The 26,780-nt window shown below is 49.3% G+C and carries 27 protein-coding genes; 24 read left to right on the top strand and 3 right to left on the bottom strand.

The annotated features are described in order from the left end of the window. Positions 1–560: 560 nt before the first annotated feature. The 17 genes from rpmH to NSQ24_RS26050 all read left to right on the top strand — a co-directional run bounded on the left by rpmH (position 561) and on the right by NSQ24_RS26050 (position 18,655). Complete coding sequence (rpmH, locus tag NSQ24_RS26130) at positions 561–695, top strand: 50S ribosomal protein L34 (protein ID WP_003388866.1); 135 nt, start codon at positions 561–563, stop codon at positions 693–695. A 189-nt stretch (positions 696–884) separates the two neighbouring features. Continuing rightward, the gene (locus tag NSQ24_RS26125; RefSeq protein ID WP_031932428.1) at positions 885–1,694 is read left to right on the top strand and encodes a hypothetical protein; all 810 of its coding nucleotides are present in this window, start codon (positions 885–887) and stop codon (positions 1,692–1,694) included. 103 nt (positions 1,695–1,797) lie between these two features. Next, positions 1,798–2,166, top strand: coding sequence for a ribonuclease P protein component (rnpA, locus tag NSQ24_RS26120; protein ID WP_003388864.1), 369 nt, complete (start codon positions 1,798–1,800; stop codon positions 2,164–2,166). A 7-nt stretch (positions 2,167–2,173) separates the two neighbouring features. After that, a complete protein-coding gene (gene yidD, locus NSQ24_RS26115; RefSeq protein ID WP_003388863.1) occupies positions 2,174–2,398 on the top strand; it encodes a membrane protein insertion efficiency factor YidD in 225 nt (74 codons plus the stop codon). Positions 2,399–2,452: 54 nt separating this feature from the next. After that, positions 2,453–3,211, top strand: coding sequence for a membrane protein insertase YidC (gene yidC / locus NSQ24_RS26110; RefSeq protein ID WP_003388862.1), 759 nt, complete (start codon positions 2,453–2,455; stop codon positions 3,209–3,211). Continuing rightward, positions 3,208–3,837: an RNA-binding cell elongation regulator Jag/EloR gene (gene jag, locus NSQ24_RS26105; protein WP_003388860.1), complete on the top strand. Its 630-nt coding sequence runs from the start codon at positions 3,208–3,210 to the stop codon at positions 3,835–3,837. The genes yidC and jag overlap by 4 nt, the downstream gene beginning before the upstream one ends. Positions 3,838–4,310: 473 nt before the next feature. Then, a complete protein-coding gene (gene mnmE, locus NSQ24_RS26100; protein ID WP_003388858.1) occupies positions 4,311–5,687 on the top strand; it encodes a tRNA uridine-5-carboxymethylaminomethyl(34) synthesis GTPase MnmE in 1,377 nt (458 codons plus the stop codon). 41 nt (positions 5,688–5,728) lie between these two features. Beyond that, entirely contained in the window at positions 5,729–7,627 is a 1,899-nt protein-coding gene (gene mnmG / locus NSQ24_RS26095; protein WP_003388856.1) for a tRNA uridine-5-carboxymethylaminomethyl(34) synthesis enzyme MnmG, read from the top strand. Positions 7,628–7,834: 207 nt separating this feature from the next. Further along, positions 7,835–8,551, top strand: coding sequence for a 16S rRNA (guanine(527)-N(7))-methyltransferase RsmG (rsmG, locus tag NSQ24_RS26090; RefSeq protein WP_003388853.1), 717 nt, complete (start codon positions 7,835–7,837; stop codon positions 8,549–8,551). Positions 8,552–9,164: 613 nt separating this feature from the next. Further along, positions 9,165–10,463, top strand: a complete 1,299-nt coding sequence (ltrA, locus tag NSQ24_RS26085; protein ID WP_024985477.1) for a group II intron reverse transcriptase/maturase — start codon at positions 9,165–9,167, stop codon at positions 10,461–10,463. A gap of 595 nt (positions 10,464–11,058) precedes the next feature. Continuing rightward, the gene (locus NSQ24_RS26080; RefSeq protein ID WP_024983207.1) at positions 11,059–11,622 is read left to right on the top strand and encodes an MgtC/SapB family protein; all 564 of its coding nucleotides are present in this window, start codon (positions 11,059–11,061) and stop codon (positions 11,620–11,622) included. A gap of 1,043 nt (positions 11,623–12,665) precedes the next feature. Further along, positions 12,666–13,517, top strand: a complete 852-nt coding sequence (noc, locus tag NSQ24_RS26075) for a nucleoid occlusion protein (RefSeq protein ID WP_003388850.1) — start codon at positions 12,666–12,668, stop codon at positions 13,515–13,517. Positions 13,518–14,079: 562 nt separating this feature from the next. Then, positions 14,080–14,838, top strand: coding sequence for an AAA family ATPase (locus tag NSQ24_RS26070; RefSeq protein WP_003388847.1), 759 nt, complete (start codon positions 14,080–14,082; stop codon positions 14,836–14,838). Continuing rightward, positions 14,835–15,677, top strand: coding sequence for a ParB/RepB/Spo0J family partition protein (locus tag NSQ24_RS26065; protein ID WP_003388846.1), 843 nt, complete (start codon positions 14,835–14,837; stop codon positions 15,675–15,677). Before NSQ24_RS26070 ends, NSQ24_RS26065 begins: the two co-directional genes overlap by 4 nt. A gap of 18 nt (positions 15,678–15,695) precedes the next feature. Then, positions 15,696–16,856 (top strand): aminotransferase class V-fold PLP-dependent enzyme, encoded by a 1,161-nt coding sequence (locus NSQ24_RS26060; RefSeq protein WP_024983208.1) that lies wholly within the window; start codon positions 15,696–15,698, stop codon positions 16,854–16,856. Positions 16,857–16,876: 20 nt separating this feature from the next. Next, a complete protein-coding gene (locus NSQ24_RS26055; protein WP_003388844.1) occupies positions 16,877–17,593 on the top strand; it encodes a DUF554 domain-containing protein in 717 nt (238 codons plus the stop codon). Positions 17,594–17,755: 162 nt separating this feature from the next. Then, the gene (locus NSQ24_RS26050) at positions 17,756–18,655 is read left to right on the top strand and encodes a diacylglycerol kinase family protein (RefSeq protein ID WP_003388843.1); all 900 of its coding nucleotides are present in this window, start codon (positions 17,756–17,758) and stop codon (positions 18,653–18,655) included. A gap of 164 nt (positions 18,656–18,819) precedes the next feature. Here the strand turns inward: NSQ24_RS26050 and yyaC are convergent, their stop codons facing one another. Continuing rightward, on the bottom strand, positions 18,820–19,428 hold the full coding sequence (yyaC, locus tag NSQ24_RS26045; RefSeq protein WP_003388842.1) for a spore protease YyaC: 609 nt from the start codon (positions 19,426–19,428) through the stop codon (positions 18,820–18,822). Positions 19,429–19,805: 377 nt separating this feature from the next. Between yyaC and NSQ24_RS26040 the strand changes: the two genes are divergently transcribed. The 3 genes from NSQ24_RS26040 (at position 19,806) to NSQ24_RS26030 (ending at position 21,283) form a co-directional block, all read left to right on the top strand. Further along, positions 19,806–20,087 carry a DUF3343 domain-containing protein gene (locus NSQ24_RS26040; protein WP_003388840.1) on the top strand — a complete coding sequence of 94 codons (282 nt, stop codon included), beginning with the start codon at positions 19,806–19,808 and terminating at the stop codon, positions 20,085–20,087. After that, positions 20,084–21,001: a mechanosensitive ion channel family protein gene (locus tag NSQ24_RS26035; RefSeq protein ID WP_003388839.1), complete on the top strand. Its 918-nt coding sequence runs from the start codon at positions 20,084–20,086 to the stop codon at positions 20,999–21,001. Before NSQ24_RS26040 ends, NSQ24_RS26035 begins: the two co-directional genes overlap by 4 nt. Positions 21,002–21,073: 72 nt before the next feature. Beyond that, positions 21,074–21,283 (top strand): DUF951 domain-containing protein, encoded by a 210-nt coding sequence (locus NSQ24_RS26030; RefSeq protein WP_003388838.1) that lies wholly within the window; start codon positions 21,074–21,076, stop codon positions 21,281–21,283. 125 nt (positions 21,284–21,408) lie between these two features. Here NSQ24_RS26030 and NSQ24_RS26025 read toward each other — a convergent pair whose 3' ends face one another. Further along, a complete protein-coding gene (locus tag NSQ24_RS26025; RefSeq protein ID WP_031932431.1) occupies positions 21,409–21,498 on the bottom strand; it encodes a YjcZ family sporulation protein in 90 nt (29 codons plus the stop codon). Between the two features lie 350 nt (positions 21,499–21,848). Here NSQ24_RS26025 and pepF point away from each other — a divergent pair, with 350 nt between their 5' ends. After that, positions 21,849–23,759 (top strand): oligoendopeptidase F, encoded by a 1,911-nt coding sequence (gene pepF / locus NSQ24_RS26020; protein ID WP_003388837.1) that lies wholly within the window; start codon positions 21,849–21,851, stop codon positions 23,757–23,759. 53 nt (positions 23,760–23,812) lie between these two features. Here pepF and NSQ24_RS26015 read toward each other — a convergent pair whose 3' ends face one another. Then, entirely contained in the window at positions 23,813–24,349 is a 537-nt protein-coding gene (locus NSQ24_RS26015) for a GNAT family protein (protein WP_243014737.1), read from the bottom strand. Between the two features lie 387 nt (positions 24,350–24,736). Between NSQ24_RS26015 and ychF the strand changes: the two genes are divergently transcribed. The 3 genes from ychF (at position 24,737) to ssb (ending at position 26,752) form a co-directional block, all read left to right on the top strand. Continuing rightward, on the top strand, positions 24,737–25,837 hold the full coding sequence (gene ychF / locus NSQ24_RS26010; RefSeq protein WP_003388835.1) for a redox-regulated ATPase YchF: 1,101 nt from the start codon (positions 24,737–24,739) through the stop codon (positions 25,835–25,837). Between the two features lie 139 nt (positions 25,838–25,976). Further along, positions 25,977–26,264, top strand: a complete 288-nt coding sequence (gene rpsF, locus NSQ24_RS26005; RefSeq protein ID WP_003388833.1) for a 30S ribosomal protein S6 — start codon at positions 25,977–25,979, stop codon at positions 26,262–26,264. 29 nt (positions 26,265–26,293) lie between these two features. After that, entirely contained in the window at positions 26,294–26,752 is a 459-nt protein-coding gene (ssb, locus tag NSQ24_RS26000) for a single-stranded DNA-binding protein (RefSeq protein ID WP_003388831.1), read from the top strand. Positions 26,753–26,780 lie beyond the last annotated feature (28 nt).

Below are 26,780 nucleotides of genomic sequence, written 5' to 3'. Positions count from 1 at the left end.
CCAGAATCCCTCCTTTCGGGAACATATAGAGAAATGATAATAAGAGCCAACGATCAAAAGAAAACGTGTATGAAATCAGCTGTTAATGAAAGAATCGACTGTGGATAAAAAAAGTCGAAAAAAAGGGATTCCGCTCGGATAAGCGAAAAAAAGTAGACGTTATCCGCACCTTTGTGAATAAAATGATTCACAGATGAGGAAATCTGTCCACAAACTTATCCACACGCTGTGGAAAAGTAAAATGTTCGGCTGAAGTTATTCACGTTCCAAAACAAAAACATAATAACAGATAAAAGGCATGACAGCAATGGTTTTTTCATACTTATCCACAAACACAACTGATTGTATACTACACATATTCACACCCCAATATTTTGTGTACAAGCTGTAGATAATCTTGTCGAAAGATGGAAATGTGGATAATAGGATATCCACAGTCTTGGGAAATATCTCTTTGGGGATATTTACCGAGATCCCTGATTTCCAGCCTTTCTTGACTTTTTAGGCGAATCTCCTTATAATGCGTAGGTAATGGTTTTTGAGGACGGAGGTGTATAGAAATGAAACCATCGTTTAACCCAAATAATCGCAAACGTAAAAAGGACCACGGGTTCCGCAAGCGTATGAGCACGAAAAACGGCCGGAAAGTCTTGGCTGCCCGCCGTCGTAAAGGTAGAAAGGTACTTTCCGCATAGGCCACAACTTCAGTGGCCTTTTTTGCTGCATATCGGTCGGGAAAATCTCCTTGTGCGCAGGCTCCCTGGGGGGAGAGACATGTGCTTCTTTATCATTCAGATTTGTGAAACTTTCAGGCGTTGGAATCGTTTTATAGATCGATGCCCGGATTGTTTCGCAGAAAAAGAGGGTTTGATGAGGAGGCTAGCATGGAGCGCCAAGGGGATTTCACCGACTTTTTTCTTACATTGGCTGATGTATATCTGAAGCAAAACCCGTTTCCGGGAATGATCTGTGCGTATGCAGGGGCGTACCGGTACGTGTACGAAGCCCGTTGCGTTTATGATCCAGATGGCCGCTACCGGGCGTGGAAAGAAGAAGCGATTCGTTTCTTGGAGTCGGAGGAAGGAAAAAGCAAAATGCTGGTTCAAGCCCGCACGGTCGTGGACGAGAGGAAGCGATGGGCGGAGGAAGCGCTGCTTGGCGGACTTGCCAAGACAGCATGGCTGGCCGGTGTTTCGGCATGGCTGGATGCAGTCATCATGTACGCCTGGTTCGAGAAGCGTACGCTTGCAACGGGGAAGCTCGTCCCGGCGATGAGGGAGCTGGCGGCCTACGGTGAATTCGTTTCACTGTTTCCGGCCATGTACCGAGATGATCATGATCTGTGGGAGCGCTTTCATTCCGTCGCGGCTTATCGTCGCTACTTCAGGGAGGCAGGAGGGGACGAATTTGCTTGCTCCGAGCTGCAGGATCTGCTGATGGAGCGAAAACTCGAGCGCCTTGTCCGGCAACGAGACGAAGAAGCGGCCCGCTGGCTTTTGCTGACCGAAGCAGCCTGGCTGTATCTGTCCTGTTCCGAAGAGGAGAGCCTTGATGAGCATGTCGCCGCACTGCCGCTGCCTTTGCAAGAAAAGCTGGGGAAAATCGGGTTTTCCGAAGCAAATGCAGACATGATCCGGCACGTCGGCAGGTTGTCCGATCAGGTTGTCGAAGCTGTTTTCCAAAGAAGGAATTGAAGAATAGATGCCGTTTTTGGGAAAAAAGTGGTCGAAACAAGGATATACTGGTAGATGCTGCATACGTTTTCTACTATAATTATGATGTTAGGGGTTGTTTACCTTGCATCGTTCCCATCGGCTCAGAAAGAATGAGCAATTTCAGGAAGTGTTTCAAAAAGGAAACTCAGCAGCCAACAAGCAGTTTGTTCTCTATTCTGCCAAACAGGAGGGACAAGCCGCTTTTCGCGCCGGGATTTCTGTCAGTAAAAAAATAGGTAACGCGGTTATCCGCAATCGGGTCAAACGGTTGATTCGCGAGGCGCTCTCCCGTTTGGAAAGCAAGATCCCATCCGGACTTGACTTGATCATTATCGCCCGTCCTGGTGTGGAAGCGATGTCATTGGATGCCATCGAGCAATCTTTGGTCCATGTCATGAAGCGGGCCAAGGTAATCAGGCAGGTACCGGTACAAAACCACAAAAGAGGGTGAGGCGGTCATGGGGCGCGTATTCATATGGCTGATACGAGGATACCAGTTGTTCATCTCGCCGTATAAGCCGCCATCCTGCCGTTTTGCTCCTACGTGTTCCCATTATGCGATAGAGGCTATTCGCCGTTTTGGGGCATGGAAAGGAAGCTGGCTGGCCATTCGCCGCATACTGAAGTGCCATCCCTTTCATCCGGGTGGATTCGATCCTGTACCCGAACGCCGCAATCATTAGCAGTTTTGATGAAATATAACCGATAACCGTTACAGGGAAAAGGAGGACCATCCCTTGAGCAGACGCATCCTCAGCATATCCATGCTGGCCCTGCTGGTTTTGATTCTGTCGGGCTGTAATCCTCAAGCGGCAGCACCTATTGGGCCGGACGCAGAAGGAATTTGGGACAAGTATTTTGTCTACCCGCTGTCCTGGCTGATCCAAGAGAGTGCCATGCTGCTCGGAGGCAGCTACGGCTTGGGAATTTTGGTAGCGACCATCATCATCCGGCTGATCGTGCTTCCGCTGATGGTGAAACAGATCAAAAGTTCCAAGAAGATGCAGGAGCTGCAGCCTGAGCTGCAGAAAATCCGCGAAAAACACAAGAACGATCCGCAAAAGGCCCAACAGGAAACGATGCTTTTGTTCCAGAAAAATCAAGTGAATCCATTGGCCGGTTGTTTGCCGCTGCTCGTGCAAATGCCGATCCTCATTGCGTTCTATCACGCGATTATCCGGACAGAAGATATCAAGACACATACGTTCCTGTGGATGTCCTTGGGCGAGAAGGACCCGTATTACATCTTGCCGATCATCGCCGGGATTACCACGTATTTGCAGTCCAAAATGATGGGTTCGGTCACTCAAGGCAACCCGCAAATGCAAATGATGCTGGTAATCATGCCGCTGATGATTCTGGCGATCGCCGTCACCTTGCCGTCCGCTCTGTCTCTCTACTGGGTATACGGCAACCTGTTTACCATTGTGCAAACATATTTCTTGTATCGCGATACCAATAAAGCGCCCCGTCCGAAGGAGGGAACCTCCAAGTGAAAAAGGTGGTAGCTACGGCTAAAACGATTGACGATGCTGTGCAAAAGGCCTTGGAAGAGCTGAGTGTGCCTCGTGAAAAAGTTAGCGTTCGCATCCTGGAAGAACCGAGCCGCGGTTTGTTCGGTCTGATCGGTTCCCGCGATGCCAAAGTGGAAGTAGAAGTTCAATTCGATCCGGTTGATCAAGGGCTTGCTTTCCTTCAGGACGTACTTGCCAACATGAACGTGGACGCCAGAGTAGAAATGCGCCGTGGAGAAGAAGGCATGCTGTTTGACATTCAAGGTGCCAACCTGGGAATTATCATTGGCCGCAGGGGACAGACGCTGGATTCGCTGCAGTATCTCGTAAACGTCGTAGCAAACCGCCATGCGGACAAGCATGTACGAATCGTACTCGATGCCGAAAACTACAGGCAGCGCCGCAAAGAAACACTGGAGCAGCTTGCCGAGCGCGTAAGCAGAAAGGCGCTGGCGATGAAACGAAGCGTCCGTCTGGAGCCAATGTCTGCAGCCGAACGAAAAGTCATCCATTCGTTTTTGCAAAAGCGTACGGATGTGGTAACGTACAGCGAGGGTGAAGAGCCCAACCGCTATATTGTCATCGCACCGAAAGAAGCCTCGTCGTAGGCTTCTTTTTTTGCCCATTTGCTCATAAAACGCCAGAGACCGGCGGAATGGAATGGACAGTCTACCGAGTAAAAGGCAATGGGAATAGGCGTCAACGCACAAAAGACATGGATCTATATCTGTCTCTATTCAGGGGACTATAGTCAGGAAGGGAGCACGCTTATCGTGCTTCCTTTTTCTTATCAATTGGTAGAGGTCAACCCGCCGGGTCGAGGCAACGAACAACAATGATAAAAGAATCGAATCATTGAAGAGCTAGTAAATGTGGATAACCAAAGTATAATGGGTTGGAGTCAAATCAAATCGAACATACTGTGGATAACGCTAAAAACAGGGCAATCAGTCGAGCTTGTGGATAAATTCCGGGAAAAGTGCATCAGGATTGTTTCTTTTCTTGGAATTTTTCTAGGTGTTCTGTTATGCTAATAAGTTAGTGGCTGACTCGTTTGTTTGGAAAGCTAGAGGTGAACAACATGAATTTTGATACGATCGCAGCAGTTGCGACTCCGATGGGAGAAGGTGGGGTCGCGATTATCCGGGTCAGTGGACCGGAGGCGATTGAAGTTGTGGATAAAATTTATCGAGGGAAAAAAACGCTGTCCACTGTGGATAGCCATACGATAAACTACGGACATTTGCGAAATCCACAGACAGGGGATTTGGTGGAAGAGGTGCTGGTGTCGGTCATGCGGGCGCCGCGTACGTTTACACGAGAAGATGTGGTAGAGGTCAACTGTCATGGTGGAATTGTTTCTGTAGAGCGGGTGCTCGAGCTGATTCTGGAAAACGGTGCAAGGCTGGCCGAGCCGGGCGAGTTTACGAAGCGTGCGTTTTTGAACGGACGCGTCGATCTGTCTCAGGCGGAGGCGGTCATCGATTTGATCCGGGCAAAGACGGACAGGGCGATGAAGGTAGCGTTGAACCAGGTGGAAGGCAAGCTGTCCAGACTGATTCGGAGCCTGCGACAAAATCTGATCGAAGCAATGGCCCATATTGAAGTCACGCTGGACTATCCGGAGCATGATGTAGAGGATGTTACCCAGAAGCTGCTTCGAGACAAGTGCCTGGAGGTAAAAGCGGAGATCGGCCGCTTGCTGCAGACGGCAAGACAGGGGAAAATTTTGCGGGAAGGGCTCTCCACAGCGATTATTGGGCGTCCTAACGTAGGGAAATCATCGCTGTTGAACAGCCTCGTTCAAGAGGAAAAAGCGATTGTCACAGACGTGGCGGGAACTACGAGGGATGTCATCGAGGAATTCGTAAATGTCCGTGGCGTGCCGCTTCGCTTGATCGATACTGCCGGGATCAGGGAAACAGAGGACATCGTCGAGAAAATCGGCGTGGAAAAATCTCGTCAGCTTTTGCAAAAAGCCGACCTCGTCCTGCTTGTACTCAATTATAATGAACAATTGACAGAGGATGACTATCGGATTTTTGAAGCCGCCAAAGGCTTTGAAGTGATCCTGATCATCAATAAATTCGATTTGCCCCAGCGCATCGATCTGGAGGAGGTTAAGCGTCATTTCCCCAACCAGCCGTTAATCATGACGTCTGCCAAGGAGGAAACCGGCATTGACCTGTTGGAGAAGGCGATCGCCGATCTGTTCTTCTCCGGTCGCGTTCAGCAGGATGATCTGACCTATGTGAGCAACGCGAGACATATCCAGCTGCTGCGGCAAGCGGAGCAGGCCATTGATGATGCGGTAAACGGGATTGAAGACAGAATGCCTGTCGATATGGTCCAGATCGATATCAAGAAAGCCTGGGAATTGCTCGGTGAAGTGATCGGAGAGAGCGTAGGAGAGGATTTGATTGACCAGATTTTCTCTCAATTTTGTCTTGGCAAGTAAACAGCTTTAGAGAATTGACTCACCCAAGAGGAGGAGAATTCATGATCCCAACCTATGAAGCGGAATCGTATGACGTCATCGTCATTGGAGCAGGGCATGCCGGAAGCGAGGCGGCTCTGGCAACTGCGCGAATGGGGTGCAGCACGCTGCTGTTGACCATTAATCTCGATTCCGTTGCGTATATGCCCTGCAACCCGTCCGTCGGCGGTCCGGCGAAAGGACATGTAGTCCGGGAGATCGACGCCCTGGGCGGTGAGATGGGGAAAAATACAGACAAAACGCATATTCAAATGCGTTTGCTCAATACCGGTAAAGGACCGGCTGTACATGCTCTGCGAGCGCAAGCGGACAAAATTGCCTACCAGCACGAGATGAAAAAGACGATTGAAAACACGCCAAATCTGATTCTTCGCCAAGCGATGGTAGAAGAGCTGATCATTAATAACGGCGTCTGCGAAGGAGTTATTACCCAGACTGGGGCTCGTTACAAGGCAAAGGCTGTCGTTCTGACGACCGGGACTTATTTGCGCGGAAAAATCATTTTGGGTGATTTGCAGTACGAAAGCGGCCCGAATAACATGCGCCCCTCTGTCCGGCTCGCTTACCACTTGAAAGAGCTCGGCTTTGACATGGTGCGATTCAAGACGGGAACGCCGCCCCGCGTCCACAAGAGCAGCGTTGACTTTTCCAAAATGGAAATTCAGCCCGGGGACGATGTTCCGCGTGCGTTTTCCTATGAAACAACCGAGTTCATCATGGACCAGCTCCCTTGCTGGCTGACGTATACGAACGAAGAAACGCACCATCTGATTAACGACAACCTGCACCGCGCGCCGATGTATTCCGGCACGATTGAAGGGACAGGGCCGCGTTACTGTCCGTCCATTGAAGACAAGATTGTTCGCTTCAACGACAAGCCGCGCCATCAGATCTTCCTGGAACCGGAAGGCCGCAATACGGAAGAGATGTACGTTCAGGGCTTGTCTACCAGCTTGCCGGAGGAAGTGCAGGTTCAAATGCTGCGCTCTTTGTCTGGGATGGAGAACGTCCGCATGATGCGTCCGGGATATGCCATCGAGTACGATGCGATCATTCCGACACAGCTTTGGCCGACTTTGGAGACAAAGAAAATTGAAGGATTGTTTACAGCAGGCCAGATCAACGGCACCTCGGGGTATGAAGAGGCTGCCGCACAAGGCTTGATGGCGGGGATCAACGCTGCCCGCAAGATCCAGGGCAAGACTCCTGTCATCCTCGGCCGCGAGCAAGCGTATATCGGCGTTCTGATTGACGATCTGGTCACAAAAGGCACCAGTGAGCCTTATCGTCTGCTCACTTCCCGGGCGGAATACCGTCTGCTGTTGCGTCACGACAACGCAGATTTGCGTCTGACCGATATTGGCCATGAGATCGGCTTGATCAGCGAAGAGCGGTACCAGAAGTTCTGTGCAAAACGCGAGCTGATCGAAAAGGAGAAGGAGCGGATCACCAATACCCGTGTTCGCCCAGACATGGCGGAAGTGCAGGAAGTCCTGCGTCAGGCAGGTTCTCCGGAACTGACAGAGGTAATCGAGCTGGCGCAGCTTTTGCGTCGTCCAGAGATCACGTATCAGCATATCGCCCAAATGGCGCCGTCGCCGGAGCCTCTGCCGGAGGATGTGACAGAACAAGTTGAAATCCAGATCAAGTACGACGGCTATATCCGCAAGTCATTGCAGCAAGTCGAGCGGATGAAGAAGATGGAGGAGCGGCGCATACCGGAATCGCTCGACTATCACCAGATTTCCGGCATGTCCAAGGAATCTCGCGAAAACCTGAGCAAAATCCGACCGCTCAACATCGGCCAGGCTTCTCGTATCTCGGGCGTAAACCCGGCAGACATTTCCGTTCTGATGGTCTATCTGGAGCAATACAATCGTGCAGGGACGGCAGCGGAGTAAGCCGCAGGCTGGGTCTGATTTGGCCAGATTGGGCCTCATTTGGTCAATTTGGACCAGCTTGGATCAGATTGGATCCGTTTTGTTCAGTTTGAACCAGGCTGGACCAACTTGGAACAGCTTGAACCAGTCTGAACCAGTCTGAACCAGTCAAAACGTGCTTAGCCGTATAAACCTGCGAGTAAGCCAGTGGGTAAGGGAGTATAGCGTATGAACAAGGAGCAATTTGCCGAAGCTTTGTCTGCCAGGGGAATCGAGCTTTCTGAACGCCAACGGGAGCAATTTGATGGATACTACCGTTTGTTGGTGGAATGGAATGAGAAGATGAACCTGACGGCGATCACCGAAGAAGAACAGGTGTACAACAAGCATTTTTACGATTCGATCACACCGGCTTTCTACTTTCCCTTTGATCAGGTAGAAAAGGTGGCAGATATCGGGGGAGGAGCGGGCTTTCCCAGCATTCCGCTGAAGATTGTCTTTCCCCACCTGCATATGACCATCATTGACTCCCTGAACAAGCGGATGAACTTTTTGCAGCATGTAGCGGACGAACTGGGATTGGAAAACCTCTACCCCGTACACGGAAGGGCCGAGGATCGGGGACAGGAGCCCCAGTACCGGCAGGCGTTCGACTTGGTCGTTGCCCGTGCGGTCGCCAGGTTAAACGTATTGTCCGAATACTGCCTTCCTTTTGCCCGTGTCGGAGGGCACTTCATCGCTTTGAAAGGAGCGGACATTTCCCCAGAGCTAAATGAAGCCAAAAAAGCGATCAAAACGCTCGGAGGCAAGACCAAGCAGGTAGAGACATTCCAGCTTATGGAGGATGCGGGAGAGCGGAACATTGTCATCATGGAAAAGGTAGAGAATACGCCAAAGGGATATCCGCGCAAAGCCGGAACCCCGGCAAAAAAACCTCTGATTTGATTGGTGACAGGGATACGCCATCTTGTAAGGGCTGATCCCGTTATATATGTACGTTCAAGGGCTGTGGCATTTTTGCCGCAGCTCTTTTTTGTATGGAGCGTGCCCAGCAAGCCGTTAATTGCTAGTTGGTGAAAGTCCAACCGAGGCAGGAGCCAAGTCACCTCGTAGCTGACAGGCAACTGGTGGAGAAATCCTAAGGTTGAAGCCCTGTGACAAAGTAACTCGAAAGAGTGCGAGCAAATCAGCAGGCCGTAACATAAAGTGAATCCTGCAGCCTCGTTAAGAAAGACCACCGAGAGGTGGACAAAGGGAAGCCGAGCTTGTTTCATATGGGCGAAGGCCAAGGACGGTGTGGAGAACTTGGAATACAGCACCTATGAATCCCTCGGGGTATGGGGAGCGGTATGTTGAGAAAGTAGTTAACGGAACTGGGGAGACCCTACTCTGCACGCCCCGTCAGGAGCGTAAAACGGAAACCTATAACCGTAAGGGAAGTGGTGGATGGCAGAGAGGGAGTCGGAGGGGTTCATAGTACCGATGAACATAAGGACAACACAACCTTATGGAGGGAAGGAGCCCTGCTTTGTTCACGGGTCGAAGGAGGTAAGAGTGAGTGAATGCAAGTAAACTTGCTAACTACACCGATGTAAAAGCTCGACAACTTTGGACAACCCTATATCTTTGTGCCAAGGCAAACTCAAAACGGCGATTTCATGCCTTGTATGACAAAATCTACCGCCCGGATATTCTAGCGACAGCTTGGAGGAGAGTAAAAGCAAATAAAGGGAGCGGAGGAATCGACGGACAATCCATCGCACAGATTGTGGAGGAGTATGGGGAGAGCCGTTTTCTTAACGAGATCTATCTAGATTTAAAAGAAAAGCGGTATCGTCCACATCCGGTTCGTCGAACTTACATCCCTAAACCGGATGGCAAGAAACGTCCACTCGGCATCCCGACGATCAAGGATCGGGTGGTCCAAATGGCTACTAAGCTAGTCATTGAACCGATCTTTGAAGCTGATTTTCGGGACTGTTCTTATGGCTTTCGGCCAGGAAGAAATGCTCACCAGGCAATTGCACAGATACGCAAAGCAAGCAAGAGGTGTTATTGGGTCGTAGATGTTGACATTAAAGGGTATTTCGACAACATCAACCATGAGAAGTTGATGAAACTGGTCGAAATGAGAATCAGCGACAGACGTGTTCTGAAACTTATCCGACAATGGCTGCAGGCTGGGGTCATGGAAAATGATCAATTCCATGAAACAGAACTGGGAACTCCGCAAGGAGGGGTAATCTCGCCTCTTCTTTCAAACATCTATCTAAACTACATGGACACCATTTGGGAAAATCAATTCTCCCATCTTGGCACACTTATCCGCTATGCGGATGACTTCGTTATCATGTGCAGAACCAAACAAGAAGCATTGGAAAGCATTCAAGTGCTGATGGCTATTCTAAACAAGCTGGAGCTTAGTCTCAGTAAAGAGAAATCTAGACTCGTTAATATTTGGGACAATTCCACTGGGTTTGACTTTCTTGGGCTGCACCATCGCAAATTCCCCGTGTTCAACAAAGGGGGGAGCAAGGTATTTGCTATGTCTCATGTACCAGCTAAGAAAGCAATGAAGGAAATGAGACGTAAAATTAAGGAATACACTGCACCAAGGAACAAACTGTTTCTGTCTCTAGAAGAGCTAGTGAAAGGGCTAAATCGCAAGCTAAGGGGGTTCAAGAACTACTACTTCATCTCGCCCATCGCCAAACGATGGGCAAGACGGATAGACTGGTATGTGATTGAACGCCTTACAATCTTCTGCAACAAGAAAAGAAGCAAGCGGAATAAACATGCCGGAAAGCTGAAGGTCATACAAAACACGCAGGGTAGTTTATTGAAATTAGCCGGATAAAGTAAGCCGAATGCCAAAGAAAGAAGAACATCGGAAAGCCGTATGAGGGAAAACCTCACGTACGGTTTGATGAGGGGGAGCTGAAATGAGCAAGGCGACCATACGGTCGCCCGAAAGTTTCAGTTCTCTACTCTACAATGCTGGTCTTTTGTATGGAAATAGTGGCCTTTTGGGCAAATGTCTGATGCAGCCAACTGCAGAATGAATGTGGGCTGAACCGCCTCAGAGCACCGGAACGCGTGGTTCTTCAGGCGAAAGGCATCGTTCAAAAGGCCGTATGCCCAATTTTTTAAGTTGAACAAGTGATCCTTTAACAAAATGGAGGAAATACTGCAAGCAAATCGAATAAGCTGTCGCTTTGCAAACTGGGAGGTAAGCTCAGGTAAATCAAACGGCTGTCCGTTGGCAAAATGGAAGTAAGCCGCAGGCAAATCGAGCAAAACGTCCCCTTTGTAACCCGGAAGGAGAGCTGTGGGCAAACGCTTGTTTTATTCGGAGAACTGATAAATGGAGTCTTGTCTGCATACATGTAACTAAGGCAGGATTCGTAATGGAGCATACAGGAATGAAGGAATGTTGGAGAGGGGGAATAGGAATGAATACTGCCTTGACGACATTTTTTCCACCGGAATTGCCGACCATACTATTGCGACTGTTTCTGGCTTTTATTGCCGGTGCTGTAATGGGATTGGAGCGGGAGCGTTTTATGAAAGGGGTCAACAGGCAACGCGGGGCTGGCTTTCGGACGTATAGTCTGGTCTGTTTCGGCTCCTGCCTGTTCGGTTTGGCATCCATCTACGGATTTTCGTCAAGCGGAGTAAATAACGATCCGGGACGTGTAGCAGCCCAAGTGGTCACTGGAATGGGCTTTCTGGGAGCGGGGGCCATTATCAAGCTAAATGGAAATGTAAAAGGGCTGACAACGGCCGCCGGCATGTGGGTCGCTTCTGCGATTGGCTTGCTGTTCAGCGCTGGAATGTACATTACGGCTATCGTCGCTGCTTTTTTTGCTTACCTCACACTGGACTTTCATCGTCTGTTCCCGCATCTGTTTCTTTTTTCAAATGATGCGCATGACGCTGATGATGATGTTTTTTCGGAAGATGAACGAAGGCATAAAGAAGAGGATCGAGCCAGGCATCCGGATGAGGATAGTTGATATGCGATTTGTTTCACGTGAAACATAGGAACTCATTCTCTTGTGCTATTTTCGATTTAGCTGGAGAAATAGGAGCATGTAAAAAAGGCTAGGAGGCTGCTGATTCGGGGATACCGATATGGGAATGCAAGAGATAAGCCACAAAGGGAGAAAGGTGTTTCCGTACAAATGTACGTTGAAGGGGCTATGGTGTTATCATCATGGCCCATTTCTTTTTAAAAGGCCGATTTCGGGAGGATGACAGATGATTTTGTTAATGGCGGTGAATTTCCAAGTGCCGTTCCGTCTCTATCCAGAATGATGGAATAACCGACAGGTCTTGGGGAGACTACCTTTTTTGGTGGATGGAGATTTTCCTATGATACATCTATCATTAGTCTCTTTCTATTGTATCGTATGCGACTTTGCGACAAGTCTATAGCCAAGGCTTGGCTGAGAGACGGAAGGCAGGGGACAGAAGACAGAGGCATTGATAGTAATAAAGACAGTGAAAGTGAAAGAGGTAGGGGCGGAGAATTGTAAGAATAAGAGACAGTCACAGAAATAGAAGCAGACACAGAGGCAAAGACAAAGACAAAGACAAAGACAAAGACAAAGACAAAGACAAAGACAAAGACAAAGACAAAGACAAAGACAGTAACTCATAGACAGTAGCCATAGCTAAGCTATACCCAACTATAGCAGTAACAGGGGCAGATTCCTACTTCTATAATTGACTGTGTCATATATTTTCTCCCAAACCAGTGGCCATTCCAAAACTCCCTATCAGCAACTTCTCGGTAAAAAATAATCGCCTAAAAAGGATCTCGGTACTGGTGACGTTACTTTCAACTGACTTCCAAATCCAACCATCCCCGCAATTGTGGCACTAGGGTGAAAGTAGCACATGTTTCACGTGAAACACGCTTTTCACAGCAGGAATTGGCCCTTTGATGCAGAAGTATTTCATTACGAATATAAACAGAAAAGTTGTCGCGATTTTTGCCATAGAAAGCTAATGAACGCAACGGCTGATGGAACGGTTGGAAGTGGGGGATTTTACCATGGCAGTAAAGGATTCGTTTTCTCGTATCTTCGGGTTGACGGACAAGACAGAAAATGAGGAGATCAGGCAAATACCGGTAGATGAGATTGTTCCCAATCCGTATCAGCCTCGTACGGTGTTTGACGATGAAAAGCTTGATGAGCTTTGCCAGACGATTCGGACGCACGGCTTAATTCAACCTATCGTTGTACGGATGAGAGATAACCGATACGAGTTGATAGCCGGTGAACGTCGCTGGCGTGCGACAAAGAAGCTGGGATTGGAACGAATACCTGCGATTGTTAAAGAGTTTAACGATACGCAAACAGCTTCGATCGCGCTGATCGAGAACCTGCAGCGGGAAGGATTAACGGCGATTGAAGAAGCGGTAGCTTACCAGAAGTTGATCGATTTGCATGATCTGACCCAGGAAAGCCTGGCACAGCGTTTGGGAAAAGGGCAATCCACGATTGCCAACAAGCTTCGTTTGCTTAACCTCCCTCAGGAAATTCAGGATGCGCTGTTGGCTCGACATGTGACGGAGAGGCATGCTCGCGCGTTAATCCCATTGAAGGACAGCGAGCTTCAGTTGAAAGTTCTGCAAGAGATTCTGGAGCGGGATTGGAACGTTAAGCAGACTGAGACGAGAGTGAAGCAGCTGTTGGAAGCATCGGAAAACCCGAAGCCGGAAAAAGAACCGAAACCAAAGTGGAAAGCTTTTTCCAGAGATACGCGGATTGCAATCAATACGGTGAGACAGTCGATCGATATGGTCATGCAAACGGGTCTTCCTGTAGAAACAGACGAGGAAGACCACGAGGAGTTTTACCAATTTACGATCCGCATTCCCAAACGCAGGGACGGCAAGTAACGATTGTTTTGATCCGGAATGACAAGACAATCAACCATTGGCATAGCAGCAAGCTGGAAAATGATTGATAGGAAGCAGGACCAAAAAAAGGAGCTATAGTGGGGAGCAGGGGCTGTAAAAAAGGAGAAGATGGTGGCACAGCAGGCCGCCTTTCTTTTTGGCCGAGCTTTCGCGGAAGCCTTCTTCAAGCGTCAGCCGAAGCTCGCAGGGAGTGTTTCTATCTGGCGGGACATTTGTCCAAGAGGTTTGCTGTCATGAGGAAAAATGCTCAATTCAAGAGAAGTAAGTGGGATGGATAGAGAAAAGAGGCGCTGGGAGAGGTGCCTTTTTTCCGCTTTAATCAACAGGCTGACTCACATGAAAAAACGTTTGTACAAACGATACGTTTCAAGCATCGTCTACCGCAGATGCAGTGTTTTTTGGCAACCTGCAGCCAGCCTGAGTCCCGATTGGATGACGATAGAAGCACTTTGGGAAATATTTCTCTTCCAAAAAACAGGGTATGTCAACAATAAATCTGGTAACATGTTTAGTAGATTGGTGTAAAAATGAGGTGGAGAAGTTGGGTAAAATCATTGCGGTAGCAAACCAGAAAGGTGGCGTAGGAAAGACAACCACATCTGTCAATCTGAGCGCATGTTTGGCCTCCCTGGGGAAAAAGGTACTGCTGGTGGATATAGACCCCCAGGGAAATGCTACAAGCGGAGTTGGCGTGAACAAAGCAGACGTGCGTTATTGCATCTACGACGTGCTGATTAACGACATCAGTCCTGTGGATGCTACTTTGCCTACTGAAATCGATGGTCTCAAGATCATTCCTGCTACCATTCAATTGGCCGGTGCGGAAATCGAGTTAGTCCCAACCATCTCGCGTGAGGTTCGCTTGAAAAAAGCACTGGAAGTTGTAAAAGATAAATACGACTATATTATTATTGATTGTCCGCCTTCATTGGGGATTTTAACGGTAAACTCTCTAACCGCATCCGACTCGGTACTGATCCCGATTCAATGTGAATACTATGCGTTGGAGGGCTTGAGCCAACTGCTCAATACGATTCGTCTGGTTCAAAAACATCTGAATTCTCAGTTGGCTATTGAAGGTGTCGTTTTGACCATGCTGGACGCACGGACCAATCTCGGATTGCAGGTCATCGAGGAAGTGAAAAAGTACTTTCAAGACAAGGTATACAAGACAATCATCCCTCGCAATGTACGGTTAAGTGAAGCTCCTTCGCATGGACAGGCCATTATTACGTACGATCCGCGTTCCAGAGGGGCGGAGGTATATACTGACTTGGCGAAGGAAGTGGTAGGTGTATGAGCAGAGGGCTTGGAAAAGGTCTGAATGCACTGATTACGTCCAACATGATTGAAGAAGAAGAGCATGTTTTGGAAATTCCTGTCGCAGATATTCGGCCCAATCCGTATCAGCCTCGAAAGGAGTTCGAATCGTCGGCGATCGAGGAATTGGCTCAATCGATCAAGGAGCATGGCATCATTCAGCCGCTAATCGTCAGAAAGAGCATAAAAGGATATGAATTGGTTGCAGGGGAAAGACGGCTTCGTGCAGCCAAATCACTAGGGCTGAAGAAGGTTGCGGCTGTTGTAAAGGATTACTCTGACCAGCAGTTGATGGAAATTGCGCTGATTGAAAACCTGCAGCGTGAAAATCTGAATCCGCTGGAAGAAGCGGAAGCCTATGAGAAATTGATCAGCCATCACTCTTATACGCAGGAGCAGCTGGCCAAAAAAATCGGCAAAAGCAGACCGCATGTCGCCAATATGCTTCGTTTGCTGCAGCTGCCCGAGCAAATCAGGAAGATGGTCTCGGCATCAGACTTAAGCATGGGACACGCGCGTGCTTTGCTTGGGGTAGAAAAGGAAGAGCTTCAGCTTCAACTCGCCAAAGAGGCAGTAAAGAAGGGGCTCAGCGTACGGCAACTGGAAGAGCTGGTGAAACAGGCAAATGTTTCACGTGAAACATCGAAAAAGAAGCCGCTGAAAAAGGAGCCCCAGCTTATTCAATTGGAAGAAAGATTAAGAAGCAGACTGGGTACCTCGGTAAAAATCAAAAAAGGGACCAAAAGAGGAAAAATCGAAATCGACTTTTACTCCCAAGAAGATTTGCAGAGGATCCTGGAAATATTGGAGCAGGAGTAAGATCACAAGGAGGAAGCCATGCGAGTGATTTACTTGGACAATGCTGCATCAACGTGGCCTAAACCGCCGGCAGTAAAGGAAAACATGGCAGAGGTAATCGAGCATTTTGCAGCCAATCCGGGACGGGGCGGTCATGCGTTGGCAATGAAAGCGAGCAAGGCTGTGTTCCGAACGCGGGTCGAGCTTTCACGGTTGTTTGGGATTCAAAACCCGAATGACCTCTTTTTTTATATGAACGCAACCCAAGCCCTAAATCAGGCGATCAAAGGGCTGCTGAAAGAGGGAGACCATGTCGTTTCCTCTTCAATCGAGCATAACTCGGTGCGGCGTCCATTGGAATATATGGCACGTACAAAAAAGGTCGAGATTACGTTTGTAGAACCACGTGAAGATCAACTGTATTACACAGAAGACTTTGAACGGGCGATGAAGCCGAATACGAGACTGTTGGCAGTCAGTCACGCATCGAATCTGACCGGAGTTATTCTTCCGATTGCAGAGCTGGGAGAACTGGCAAAACGGCATCAGGCTTTGTTTCTCGTGGATGCTTCGCAGACGGCAGGCGTTTTGCCCATTCATGTAGGAGAGATGAAGATTGACATGCTTGCTTTCCCCGGGCACAAAGGACTGTATGGGCCGCAGGGAACTGGCGGACTGTACGTCCATCCTTCTGTCGATTTGGAACCGTTGATTCACGGCGGCACCGGGAGTCAGTCAGAGGCCATCGATCAACCGACGACCAGACCGGATCGCTATGAGAGCGGTACAGCGAATACAGTGGGACTGGCCGGATTGCAAGCAGGTGTATCGTTTGTCCTGGAAAAAGGGGTAGAGAACATCCATGCCCATGAATGGAAGCTGACAAAACAAACAATCAAAGGCTTGCGCCAAATAAAAGGCGTAGAAGTTTACGGACCGGGAGAAGAGGTCGAAAGAGTCGGTGTGATTTCGTTTAACATCGAGGGTGTCGATGCGTCAGAAGCATCGTTTATCCTCGATCAGCAGTACGGAATTGCGACTCGTGCAGGATATCATTGCACACCTCTGGGACATCGGACAGCCGGAACAGAGCAACGTGGAGCAGTGCGGGCCAGCTTTGGCGTATTTAACACTGAACAGGACGTGGAAGCACTGTTGAACGCGGTACGGGAAATCGCATCCGCCTTTCAGTCTTCATGATTCGCAGGGGAGTGGAGTAAGTGATTTTGTTGGGGACTCTGGTTAATGCGATTGCCATTATCGCAGGAGCGTTGTTGGGACGCTTGCTGTCAGGCATACCAGAATCAATTCGGAAAACCGTTATGCAAGGAATTGGGCTTGCGATTGTCTTGCTGGGAATCAAAATGAGTCTGGAAACACAAAATTTCTTGCTCGTTATCCTGAGTATCGTGATCGGTTCGATCCTGGGAGAACTCATTGGCATTGAGTCAGGCTTAAACAAGCTGGGACAGTGGCTGGAGAGCAAAATGGGGGGAAGGAGCCAGGGAAGCATTGCGACTGGCTTTGTCACTACGACACTGGTTTATTGCATTGGCGCCATGGCGGTGCTTGGGGCAATGGACAGCGGACTCAGAAACAACCACGAAATATTGTACACAAAGGCAATGCTGGACGGCTTCTCTGCGATTATTTTTTCATCGACGCTTGGAATTGGCGTTTTGTTCTCTGCAGTGCCCGTTTTCTTGTACCAGGGCGCGATTGCGCTTTTATCCACACAGATTTATAACTTTGTCAGTCAGGAAACACTCGATGCCATGCTGGTTGAAGTGACAGCCGTTGGGGGCTTGATGATCATCGCGATCGGCATCAATATTTTGGAGCTGAAAAAAATCAATGTAGCCAATATGCTGCCGGCTTTGGTTATTGCAGCAATAGGAGTGCCCATCGTACGTTGGTTGGCAGTGTGGTTTGGGTGAGGGGCAGAGAGAAATGAATTCCTTAAAAGAAAAGGCGTGAAGCCAAAAGCAGACGGATTCCCTGAAAAAGGAGTCCGTTTTTTTAGAAGGATTTTGCTAGGCAAAGAAAAAGCAGCATGTAATAATACAGAAAAAACAGCACAGATCGCGGGGAGAGTGCAGATGCTCGGATTTATCGTAAATCCAGTGTCGGGAAATGGAAGAGGGCTGCTGGTGTGGAAGCGCCTTGAGAAGGAACTGGAGAGGCGCAGAGCCATTTTTCGAGTAAAAATGACAACAAAGCAGGGGGAAGCCAAAAAGTTGGCTGTCGAGCTGCTGCAAAAAGAGGAAGTAAGCAAAATTATTGCGGTCGGGGGGGACGGCACAGTAAACGAAGTCATCAGCGGGATGAAAAAAGCCAACATTCCTTGCATATTTGGTCATATTCCGGCTGGCTCGGGAAACGATTTTGCCCGCGGACATTCGTTGCCGGGTGACCCGGTTGCCGCACTTGAACATATCTTGTCCGGCATGGAGGGCAAAGCGATTGACCTGTTCCGGGTAAACGGAGAAATCGCCGTGAACGCGGTAGGAGCCGGTTTCGACGGAGAGGTAGCCCGGGTAACCAATGAAGCTGCTTATAAAAACTGGTTGAATCGTTGGCGGCTTGGAAGGATGTCCTACATCATTTCTGTAATTCGGGTATTTTTGTCTTATCGGACGAGTCGGGTAAAGCTGACGGTTGACGGAAAAGAGACAAGATTGGAGAAGGTCTGGCTGGTGGCGGTGGCAAACATTCCGAATTACGGCGGGGGGATGCTGATTTGCCCGAAAGCTGTGCCTGATGACGGGATGGCAGAAGTATGTGTAGTGAGCAATGTATCAAAATGGTCACTGATTAGGGCCTTTCCGATGATTTTTAACGGTTCCCATGTACGCCACCCTGGCGTTCGGTTTTTCCGGGGAAAACAGATTGTGATAGAGGCGGATAGAGAATTGAAGGTGCACGTAGACGGAGAAGTATCGGCATCAACGCCGATTACGGTAGAAGTAGAGCCAAGAAGCCAGTTGATATGTGGATAGAGCTCCAAGTCACCCGTTCATTTTTATAAGCGCAAAAAGAAGAAAGACTTGGAAATCCCGCGGTACGGGAGGCAAGTCTTCTTTGATCGCCATGATTTCATTTCGGTTTGATCATAATTTTGCAAGCACCGTTAAAAGACGTGGCGGAGCTGTCGTTCTGTGCCTTACTCAGGAAAAGCGCTCACCCGCTGGGAGTCGCCCGACGAGTGAAGCAAGGAAGCTTTAAACAGACCGGCCGCAATGATTTCAGCCATCCGCATGACCACGTACAGCCGGGTATTTTGCAGGACAAAGTATTCCATAAACCCGCCGACATTGACGATTCCTGTGATGTGAAAGGTCCCGACGGCAGGAAGCTCTTTTTTGACACCGGCACCGGGCTTGAGCGGGCCATCGATCACGTTGATATTTCCGACATTGCTGAATTGCCCGAGACAGGCATCGATGGCAATGATCAAGGAGTGCGGATGCTCCTGGCGGATTGCCTCCAGCTTCTCGCTCAGATTCATGGCATGCACGGGATCCTCCAGGGTACCGTAGACATGCAACGGAAGGGGCTTGTATGACAACAGCTTGCTGCCCACGAGGGGGCCGAGCGCGTCTCCGGTCGAACGGTCGGTACCTATACAAACAATGACAATCTCATCGCTGTACGTATGCGAATGAAATCGCTGGACAAGATGTTGAGCCAGTTGGTCGACAGCAGTCTCATTGCGATAATCCACTTTCAGCGGCGGAAGCAATTGTTCCTTGCAGTTATCAGAGAGATTCATGACTACCCCCAATCCTGGCCACGGCCGAAATCAAAAGAGTATTCACAGTATAGTACCGAGAGAGCTTTTTTATACCCGCAAATGCCAACGTTGGGCAGGTTTCGAACAGTTTGCCAACTATCGCGACTCTCATTAGCATGAACAATGGAAACAGAACGGATGATGCAGAGGGGAAGAGAACTGGCGCGAACAGGGCTGAACAAGTAAAATAAGGAGTAGCACATGCGGGCTCCACAGAGCTTTTTTGGCGCGGGCTTGGTAACCGAGGACAGAAGTCTCGCTTGCTCACTTTGCGATCAAAGTCTCGCAGCGGTACCCTATTGCCGATATCACATCGTGTTTTCCTGTCGGCCAAGCAAAAAGAGGGAGGGAAAGGCGTGGAGCAGGATACGGTCTTGATCGCATTTGATTCGACTCAGCAGGCTTTGCGGGCGGAAATGCTGCTGGAGTATGCCGATATCGACATTGATACCCGTCCGACCCCGAAAGAGATCACGGCCGGTTGTGCCCTTTCCATCGAATTTCCCGTGGACAATTACCAACAGGCCCGGGAAATCATTTCTGAGCAGCATGTTGAGATACGCGGCTACTTTCGCTTGTTTTCCGACTGCTACCATGAAATTGACGAATGCGGAAACAGGAAGGAGCAGGATAGATGAACGAAGAAATCGCAAAACAGGGAAGCTGGTTGGAATCGGTATATGAGAAAACCGTGGCCTATGTGACGGACCCGGAGATGTGGGTTCGGATCGGGCTGATCCTGTTGAAAATATTGCTGATTGTGGTTGTATCAAGGATTGTTGTGTCGATCGTCAATGCGGCGGTCAACAAAGTGTTTCAGCACCGGCAGGGAAGCAAGCTCCAGATGGAGCAGCGCCGTGTGGATACTTTGCGTGTACTGGTAAACAATGTTGTACGCTACGGGATTTACTTTTTGGCGATACTGCTTGTCCTTCAGCAGCTAGGAGTGGATCTGAGGCCAGTATTGGTCAGCGCGGGCGTGCTGGGGCTGGCGGTAGGCTTTGGTGCACAGAGCCTGGTGAGGGATGTCATTACCGGATTTTTCATTATTTTTGAAGACCAGTTTGCGGTCGGTGACGTGGTGACTATTAACAATATGACGGGAACCGTTCAGGAGATCGGATTGCGCATTACGCGGATTCGAAGCTGGACAGGCGAGGTGCATATTTTCCCCAACGGTACCATCAATCAGGTCACAAACTTTTCCCTGCAGAACACGTTGTCTGTGGTCGATGTGTCTGTCGCTTATGAGGAAGACCTGAATCGGGTAGAAGAAATCATCAAGGGGACATTGAAAAAGGCACAGGAGGAATTGGAAGACATCGTGGCCGAACCACAGTTTTTGGGCGTTCACGCATTGGGTCCGTCCGAGGTTACGATGCGGATTACTGCCGAATGCAAACCAAATACGCATCACGGCGTAAACCGGAAGCTGCGAGCGATGATTAGACAGGACCTGAGCAAGCAGGGAATAGAGATTCCTTATCCGCGTGTGGTGACCATGCCGGGGAGAGGATTTGAACAGGGGCAACAAAAGCAGTCGCAGTCGTAAAAAACAAGGAAAGAACAAGCAGCCGGCGAGGCAGCTGGAGCGGCAGATAAAGAGAAACAAGGGGGCACCAACATGCAGAGAAAGCAATTTACATTGGGGGATGTGGTCCAGATGAAAAAGGCCCATCCCTGTGGCACGAACGCCTGGAAGGTGATCCGGATGGGGATGGACGTCCGGATCAAATGTACAGGATGTGAGCACAGTGTAATGATTCCGCGGCTGGAATTTGAGCGCAAGATGAAAAAAGTGCTGATCCACGCCGAAGGGACCCCGGAAGAGTAAAGAGAACCGAATAGCGAGACGAAAAGAGGATGCAGCCACTATACTGGGCGTGCATCCTTTTTCATCTAGTCGGTGATGAAAGGTAACCTTACACCCCTTCGACTGGCTGGATGGCAGAGGGATGGTTAGTCGCAATCACAACCAACGATAACAAGCAGGATAAAGAGAACCAGCACGAGCGCGAAATCGTCGAAGTTGCCGTTGAAGAGACCCACTAGCTGACACCTCCTACCATGGATTCAATACCTATGCTATGTCGCAGAGGCAAAAGCGGTATGGGCGTTTGTCACGGGTCTGGGTAAAAATAAGTTATGCACATGCTATCCACAGAAAATGTGGACAACTTGATGCTGAATTGGGCTAATCCAACAATCAACTGTGGATAATAGTTTGTTCGATGAAAAGTTATCCACAAAATTATTCACAAAACAGAAAATTCTTTGGATAAATCAACCCCTTTTCCGTAATATTTAAAAAATTTTTATTAATAAGAAGGGATTTTTGGAGATGGATATAATTAGACTATATAGCAAACGGTAGAAAAGAGAGTAAAGGGGCGATTTTGTTGAAAAAGCAAGCATTTATCACACTGACAGCGATGGCAATTGCGCTGTCAACCGTCAGCACACCGTTTATCCCTTACAGTACACAAGTGGTTGCGGCAGCAGAGAAAGCACCCGTCTACAAAGACCGCTCCGAAATACCGGACGCCTACAAGTGGAAGCTCGACCACATTTATGCGAATGTGAAGGATTGGGAAAATGATGTGAAGAAAGCGGAAGACCTCGCAAATGCCTTTACCAAGCATCAAGGCAAGCTGGGCCAGTCTGCCGATTCTTTGAAAAAGGCGCTCGACGACTACAGCGATCTCATGCGTGTCACTGAGAAGGCCTATGTATACGCCAATATGGCGCTGGATGTAAACTCCGCGAATGCCGATCTGCAAAAGCTGGCTGACCGCGCAGAAAAAATGTACACTCTGGTCTCGGAAAAGACAGCCTGGATGCAGCCGGAAATTGTCGCGATACCGGATGGCAAAATGAAGAACCTGCTTGAGGCAAAGGATCTTGCTGCTTACAAAATGATGTTGGAGGATATGATTCGTACAAAGCCGCACTCCTTGTCAAAAGAAATCGAAGAGCTGCTGGCCAAATCGTCGCCACTGGGCAGCTCGCCGACCAACATTTACGGCATGCTTTCCAAGGACGTCCGTTTTCCGAAAATCAAGGATGAAAACGGAAAAGAAGTGCAGCTGACGAGAGCCAATTTCGTTTCGTATCTGGAAAGCAAGGACCAGCGGGTGCGCAGGGATGCGTATCAGGCTTACTACAAGTCCTTGATCGATTTTCAGGACTCGTTCGCTCAGACGCTGGCAGCCAAGGTAAAGGCGGACAATTTTTACGCGGATGTCCGCAATTACGACTCGGCTCTGGAGGCGAGCCTGAATCCGAACAATATCCCGACCAAGGTGTACGATGAACTGATCGAGACTGTCAATGACAATTTGCCGCTTCTGCACCGCTATATTTCCTTGAAAAAGAAAATGCTTGGCGTTCCCGAATTGCACATGTACGACATCTATGTGCCGATCGTACCGTCCGACGACAAGTACATCCCGTATGAGGAAGGCAAGAAAATGGTCGTGGATGGCCTCAAAGCAATGGGGGACGAATACGTCAAAGTGCTGGCCGAGGGATTGGAGAGCGGCTGGGTGGATGTCTATTCCACAGATGACAAGCGGAACGGCGCGTATCAGTGGGGAACGTACGATACTCATCCTTACGTGCTGTTGAACTACCAGGGCACGCTCGACGATGTTTACACCATCGCTCATGAGATGGGGCATGCCATGCAGTCTTATTACACGAACAAAAACCAACCGTATATTACGTCCAACTATCCGACATTTACCGCGGAAGTCGCTTCCACGATGAATGAGACGCTTTTGTTCAAGAGCATGTACGCTCAGGCCAAAACGAAGGAAGAAAAAATGTATCTCTTGAATCACTATCTGGAAAACTTCCGTTCGACCCTGTTCCGACAAACGCAGTTTGCCGAATTCGAGCGGGCGATCCACGAGAAGGAGCAGGCGGGAGAGTCCCTCAACGCGGAAGCGATCAAGAAGATCTACCTGGACATCAACAAAAAGTACTATGGCAAGGATATGGTTTCTGACGAAGAAATCTCGATGGAGTGGGCACGCGTTTCTCATTTCTTCAATTACAAATACTACGTCTATCAATACGCGACCAGCTTTGCCGCATCACAGGCGCTGGCCAAGCAAGTGATGGACGAGGGAGAAACAGCCGTAGAGCGCATTCAGAAAAACTTCCTCGAAGCAGGCAACTCCGCGCCGCCGATCGAAGTGTTGAAAGCAGCGGGCGTAGATATGTCTACCTCTCAGCCGATCGAACAGGCTATGCAAATCTTTGAAGAGACATTGAACGAGCTGGAAAAACTGGTGAATGAGAAGTAGAGAGCGGGCAAAAGCAGGAAAGCAGGAGAGTAATCTCTCCTGCTTTTTTGTATTCACCCGTGCCATTCGCTCTTCAGCAGGGAGAACATGATGACATCAACGAGTTTTCCTTTCGACATTTCGTATTCCCGCAGTCGTCCTTCTTCCGTAAACTGCAGCCGCTTCAACAGCTTGATCGAAGAGACGTTCTCCGGTTCGACCTTGGCCTCGATCCGGTTCAAACCCAACTGTTCAAACCCAAAGCCGAGCATAGCGCGGATGGCCTCCGAGGCATAGCCGCTGCCCCAAAAGAAACGTCCGAGGTCATAGCCGATTTCCGCCCGTTTATTTTCGTGATCCAGGTAATTGAATCCGCAAGAGCCGATAATTTCAAATGGCTGCCGCAGCGTAATCGTCCACCTGCACGCTTTTCCTTCCTGACTGAGTTCTTGCAGAAGCGAAATCATCTGTTCCGCTTGCGCCACATCTGTAAAAGCTTCAATGTTCATGTGCTTTGTCACAGCAGGATCAGACCAAAACGAAAACAGCGCGGGAGCATCCGTCAGCTCCATTGGCTTCAATTCCAGGCGGTCGGTTGTTACCTTATTCATATTCATTGCGTGTCCTCCCATCTATTGATGCAACTAAATTGAAAAACTGCAGTCTCTACCTGGGCATAATTCAGTCCTTTCAAAAAGAGGGATGACAAGCAATTCCCATAATATCACAAATAAACCGCCAATGCCCTCTCGTAAATAAGGAGAAGGTGCAACTCGTTTGCGTACATGCCTTTCATTGCCGGAAAAATCAAGCGGGAGCACGAATTTTGGCGGAGCCGAGAAATTTTTGACAAGAGCTCTGTCTTTCGAAAAGATATAAATAATAGAAGAAAGAGGAAAGAAGAACGAGTTTCCACATGGATTCGATTGTAATCCGCGTCGCAAGTTTTTATACTAGAAAGGATGTGAATGAAAAAAGGTACAAGGAGTTGTATATAGATGGGTGCATCTTGTGGCATTGTAGGACTTCCCAACGTAGGCAAGTCGACTCTGTTTAACGCGATTACGCAGGCGGGCGCAGAATCGGCCAACTATCCGTTCTGTACCATCGATCCCAACGTGGGGATTGTCGAGGTGCCGGACCCGCGCCTGAACAAACTGACGGAGATCGTCGTTCCGAATAAAGTGGTTCCGACGGCGTTTGAGTTCGTGGATATTGCCGGTCTCGTAAAAGGAGCCAGCAAAGGAGAGGGCTTGGGCAACCAGTTTCTCGGACACATCCGGGAAGTGGACGCAATTGCTCACGTCGTTCGCTGCTTTGAGGATGAAAACATCACACACGTAGCGGGACGGGTAGATCCGTTAAGCGATATTGAAACGATTAATCTGGAGCTGATCTTTGCCGACCTGGACTCGGTAGAGCGCCGGATCGACCGGATTGGCCGCAAGGTAAAAGCGGGAGACAAGGAAGCCAAGCTGGAGCTTGACGTGCTGGAGCGGCTGAAGGCTGCGTTTGAAGCGGGACAGTCCGCGCGCAGCGTCGAGATCAGCGATGACGAATTCAAGCTGATCCGCGAGCTTCACCTGCTCACAATCAAGCCGGTACTTTACGTTTGCAACGTGGCCGAGGACGGGATTCACGATGCCGACAACAATCCTCATGTACAGGCTGTCCGCAAGCACGCTGCGGAAGAAGGCGCACAGGTAGTCGTCATCAGCGCCAAGGTCGAAGCCGAGATCGCCGAGCTGGAGGGCGAGGACAAGCAGATGTTTTTGGAAGAGCTGGGACTGCAGGAATCCGGTCTCGACCGCCTCATCCGGGCTGCGTATGAACTGCTTGGCCTGATCACTTACTTTACGGCTGGCGTGCAAGAGGTGCGTGCGTGGACCATCCGTCAGGGAACGAAGGCTCCCCAGGCTGCAGGCGTTATCCACACCGACTTTGAGCGCGGCTTTATCCGTGCCGAGGTGATCGCTTACGACGACCTGGTTGAGGCCGGATCTGTAGCAGCAGCGAGGGAAAAAGGAAAATACCGTCTGGAGGGCAAGGAATACCTCGTCAAAGACGGAGATGTCATGCATTTCCGGTTCAACGTATAGAACTCAACCTTGCTTCGAACTAGGCATTTTGCTATAATACGATAATGCGAGTATTTATGGAGTGCATGTTTCATGCGTTTCGCAGCACTCGCTCCTTGCCCGCTTGCGGGCCGCTAAGTCCATAAGGAGGTGAAAAGGTATGCGTCAATACGAAGTGATGTACGTATTGCGTCCAGACCTTGAAGAGGAGAAAATCAAAGCTAACGTTGCACGTTACAGCGAAGTTGTAACCAGCTTTGGCGGAGAAGTAACCAAGCTTCAAGAAATGGGCAAGCGTCGTCTTGCGTATGAGATTCAAAAGTTCCGTGAAGGTTACTACGTTTTGATGAACTTCAAAGCGAATGCTGACGCTGTTGCGGAAGCAGATCGTCTCATGAAAATCAACGACGACATTATCCGCTTCTTGTTCGTACGTGAAGAGAAGTAATTGTCGTCTCGGGCAGAGGGGGACCCAAGATGAATAAAGTCATTCTCATCGGCAACCTGACAAAAGATCCGGAGCTGCGCTATACGCCAAACGGCGTGGCCGTTACTACCTTTACCCTGGCGATCAACCGTCCGCGTACCAACCAGGCAGGCGAACGCGAAGCCGACTTTATTAACATCGTCGCATGGCAGAAGCTGGCTGACTTGTGCGCTACCTATCTGCGCAAAGGCAGACAAGCGGCTGTGGAGGGCCGTATTCAAACGCGCTCTTATGATAATAAAGAAGGAAAAAAGGTTTACGTAACGGAAGTCGTCGCTGAAAACGTCCAGTTCTTGGGCGGAAAAGGCGGAGAAGGCGGCGGTTACGATCCAGGCTTTGGCGGCATGAAGCCGTCGGGCGGTCAGAGAGATGAGATGGATGCGTTTGGGGATCCCTTTGCGAATACAGGCAAGCCGATCAACATCTCGGATGATGACTTGCCGTTTTGATTGAAGGACACTCGATCGTATAACGTTC

The organism is Brevibacillus sp. FSL L8-0520 (assembly GCF_037963895.1).
GTDB lineage: Bacteria > Bacillota > Bacilli > Brevibacillales > Brevibacillaceae > Brevibacillus > Brevibacillus borstelensis.
The sequence above is the reverse complement of the archived record's forward strand: the minus strand, read 5'-3'. Positions and strand labels throughout refer to the sequence as shown.

What these genes read in the sequence shown, in the direction of transcription:
- rpmH (WP_003388866.1), top strand. Translation starts at nt 561, where the DNA reads ATGAAACCATCGTTTAACCCAAATAATCGCAAACGTAAAAAGGACCAC.
- NSQ24_RS26125 (WP_031932428.1), top strand. Translation starts at nt 885, where the DNA reads ATGGAGCGCCAAGGGGATTTCACCGACTTTTTTCTTACATTGGCTGAT.
- yidD (WP_003388863.1), top strand. Translation starts at nt 2,174, where the DNA reads ATGGGGCGCGTATTCATATGGCTGATACGAGGATACCAGTTGTTCATC.
- mnmE (WP_003388858.1), top strand. Translation starts at nt 4,311, where the DNA reads ATGAATTTTGATACGATCGCAGCAGTTGCGACTCCGATGGGAGAAGGT.
- mnmG (WP_003388856.1), top strand. Translation starts at nt 5,729, where the DNA reads ATGATCCCAACCTATGAAGCGGAATCGTATGACGTCATCGTCATTGGA.
- rsmG (WP_003388853.1), top strand. Translation starts at nt 7,835, where the DNA reads ATGAACAAGGAGCAATTTGCCGAAGCTTTGTCTGCCAGGGGAATCGAG.
- NSQ24_RS26080 (WP_024983207.1), top strand. Translation starts at nt 11,059, where the DNA reads ATGAATACTGCCTTGACGACATTTTTTCCACCGGAATTGCCGACCATA.
- noc (WP_003388850.1), top strand. Translation starts at nt 12,666, where the DNA reads ATGGCAGTAAAGGATTCGTTTTCTCGTATCTTCGGGTTGACGGACAAG.
- NSQ24_RS26065 (WP_003388846.1), top strand. Translation starts at nt 14,835, where the DNA reads ATGAGCAGAGGGCTTGGAAAAGGTCTGAATGCACTGATTACGTCCAAC.
- NSQ24_RS26060 (WP_024983208.1), top strand. Translation starts at nt 15,696, where the DNA reads ATGCGAGTGATTTACTTGGACAATGCTGCATCAACGTGGCCTAAACCG.
- NSQ24_RS26050 (WP_003388843.1), top strand. Translation starts at nt 17,756, where the DNA reads ATGCTCGGATTTATCGTAAATCCAGTGTCGGGAAATGGAAGAGGGCTG.
- yyaC (WP_003388842.1), bottom strand. Translation starts at nt 19,428, where the DNA reads ATGAATCTCTCTGATAACTGCAAGGAACAATTGCTTCCGCCGCTGAAA.
- NSQ24_RS26035 (WP_003388839.1), top strand. Translation starts at nt 20,084, where the DNA reads ATGAACGAAGAAATCGCAAAACAGGGAAGCTGGTTGGAATCGGTATAT.
- NSQ24_RS26030 (WP_003388838.1), top strand. Translation starts at nt 21,074, where the DNA reads ATGCAGAGAAAGCAATTTACATTGGGGGATGTGGTCCAGATGAAAAAG.
- NSQ24_RS26015 (WP_243014737.1), bottom strand. Translation starts at nt 24,349, where the DNA reads ATGAATAAGGTAACAACCGACCGCCTGGAATTGAAGCCAATGGAGCTG.
- ychF (WP_003388835.1), top strand. Translation starts at nt 24,737, where the DNA reads ATGGGTGCATCTTGTGGCATTGTAGGACTTCCCAACGTAGGCAAGTCG.
- rpsF (WP_003388833.1), top strand. Translation starts at nt 25,977, where the DNA reads ATGCGTCAATACGAAGTGATGTACGTATTGCGTCCAGACCTTGAAGAG.
- ssb (WP_003388831.1), top strand. Translation starts at nt 26,294, where the DNA reads ATGAATAAAGTCATTCTCATCGGCAACCTGACAAAAGATCCGGAGCTG.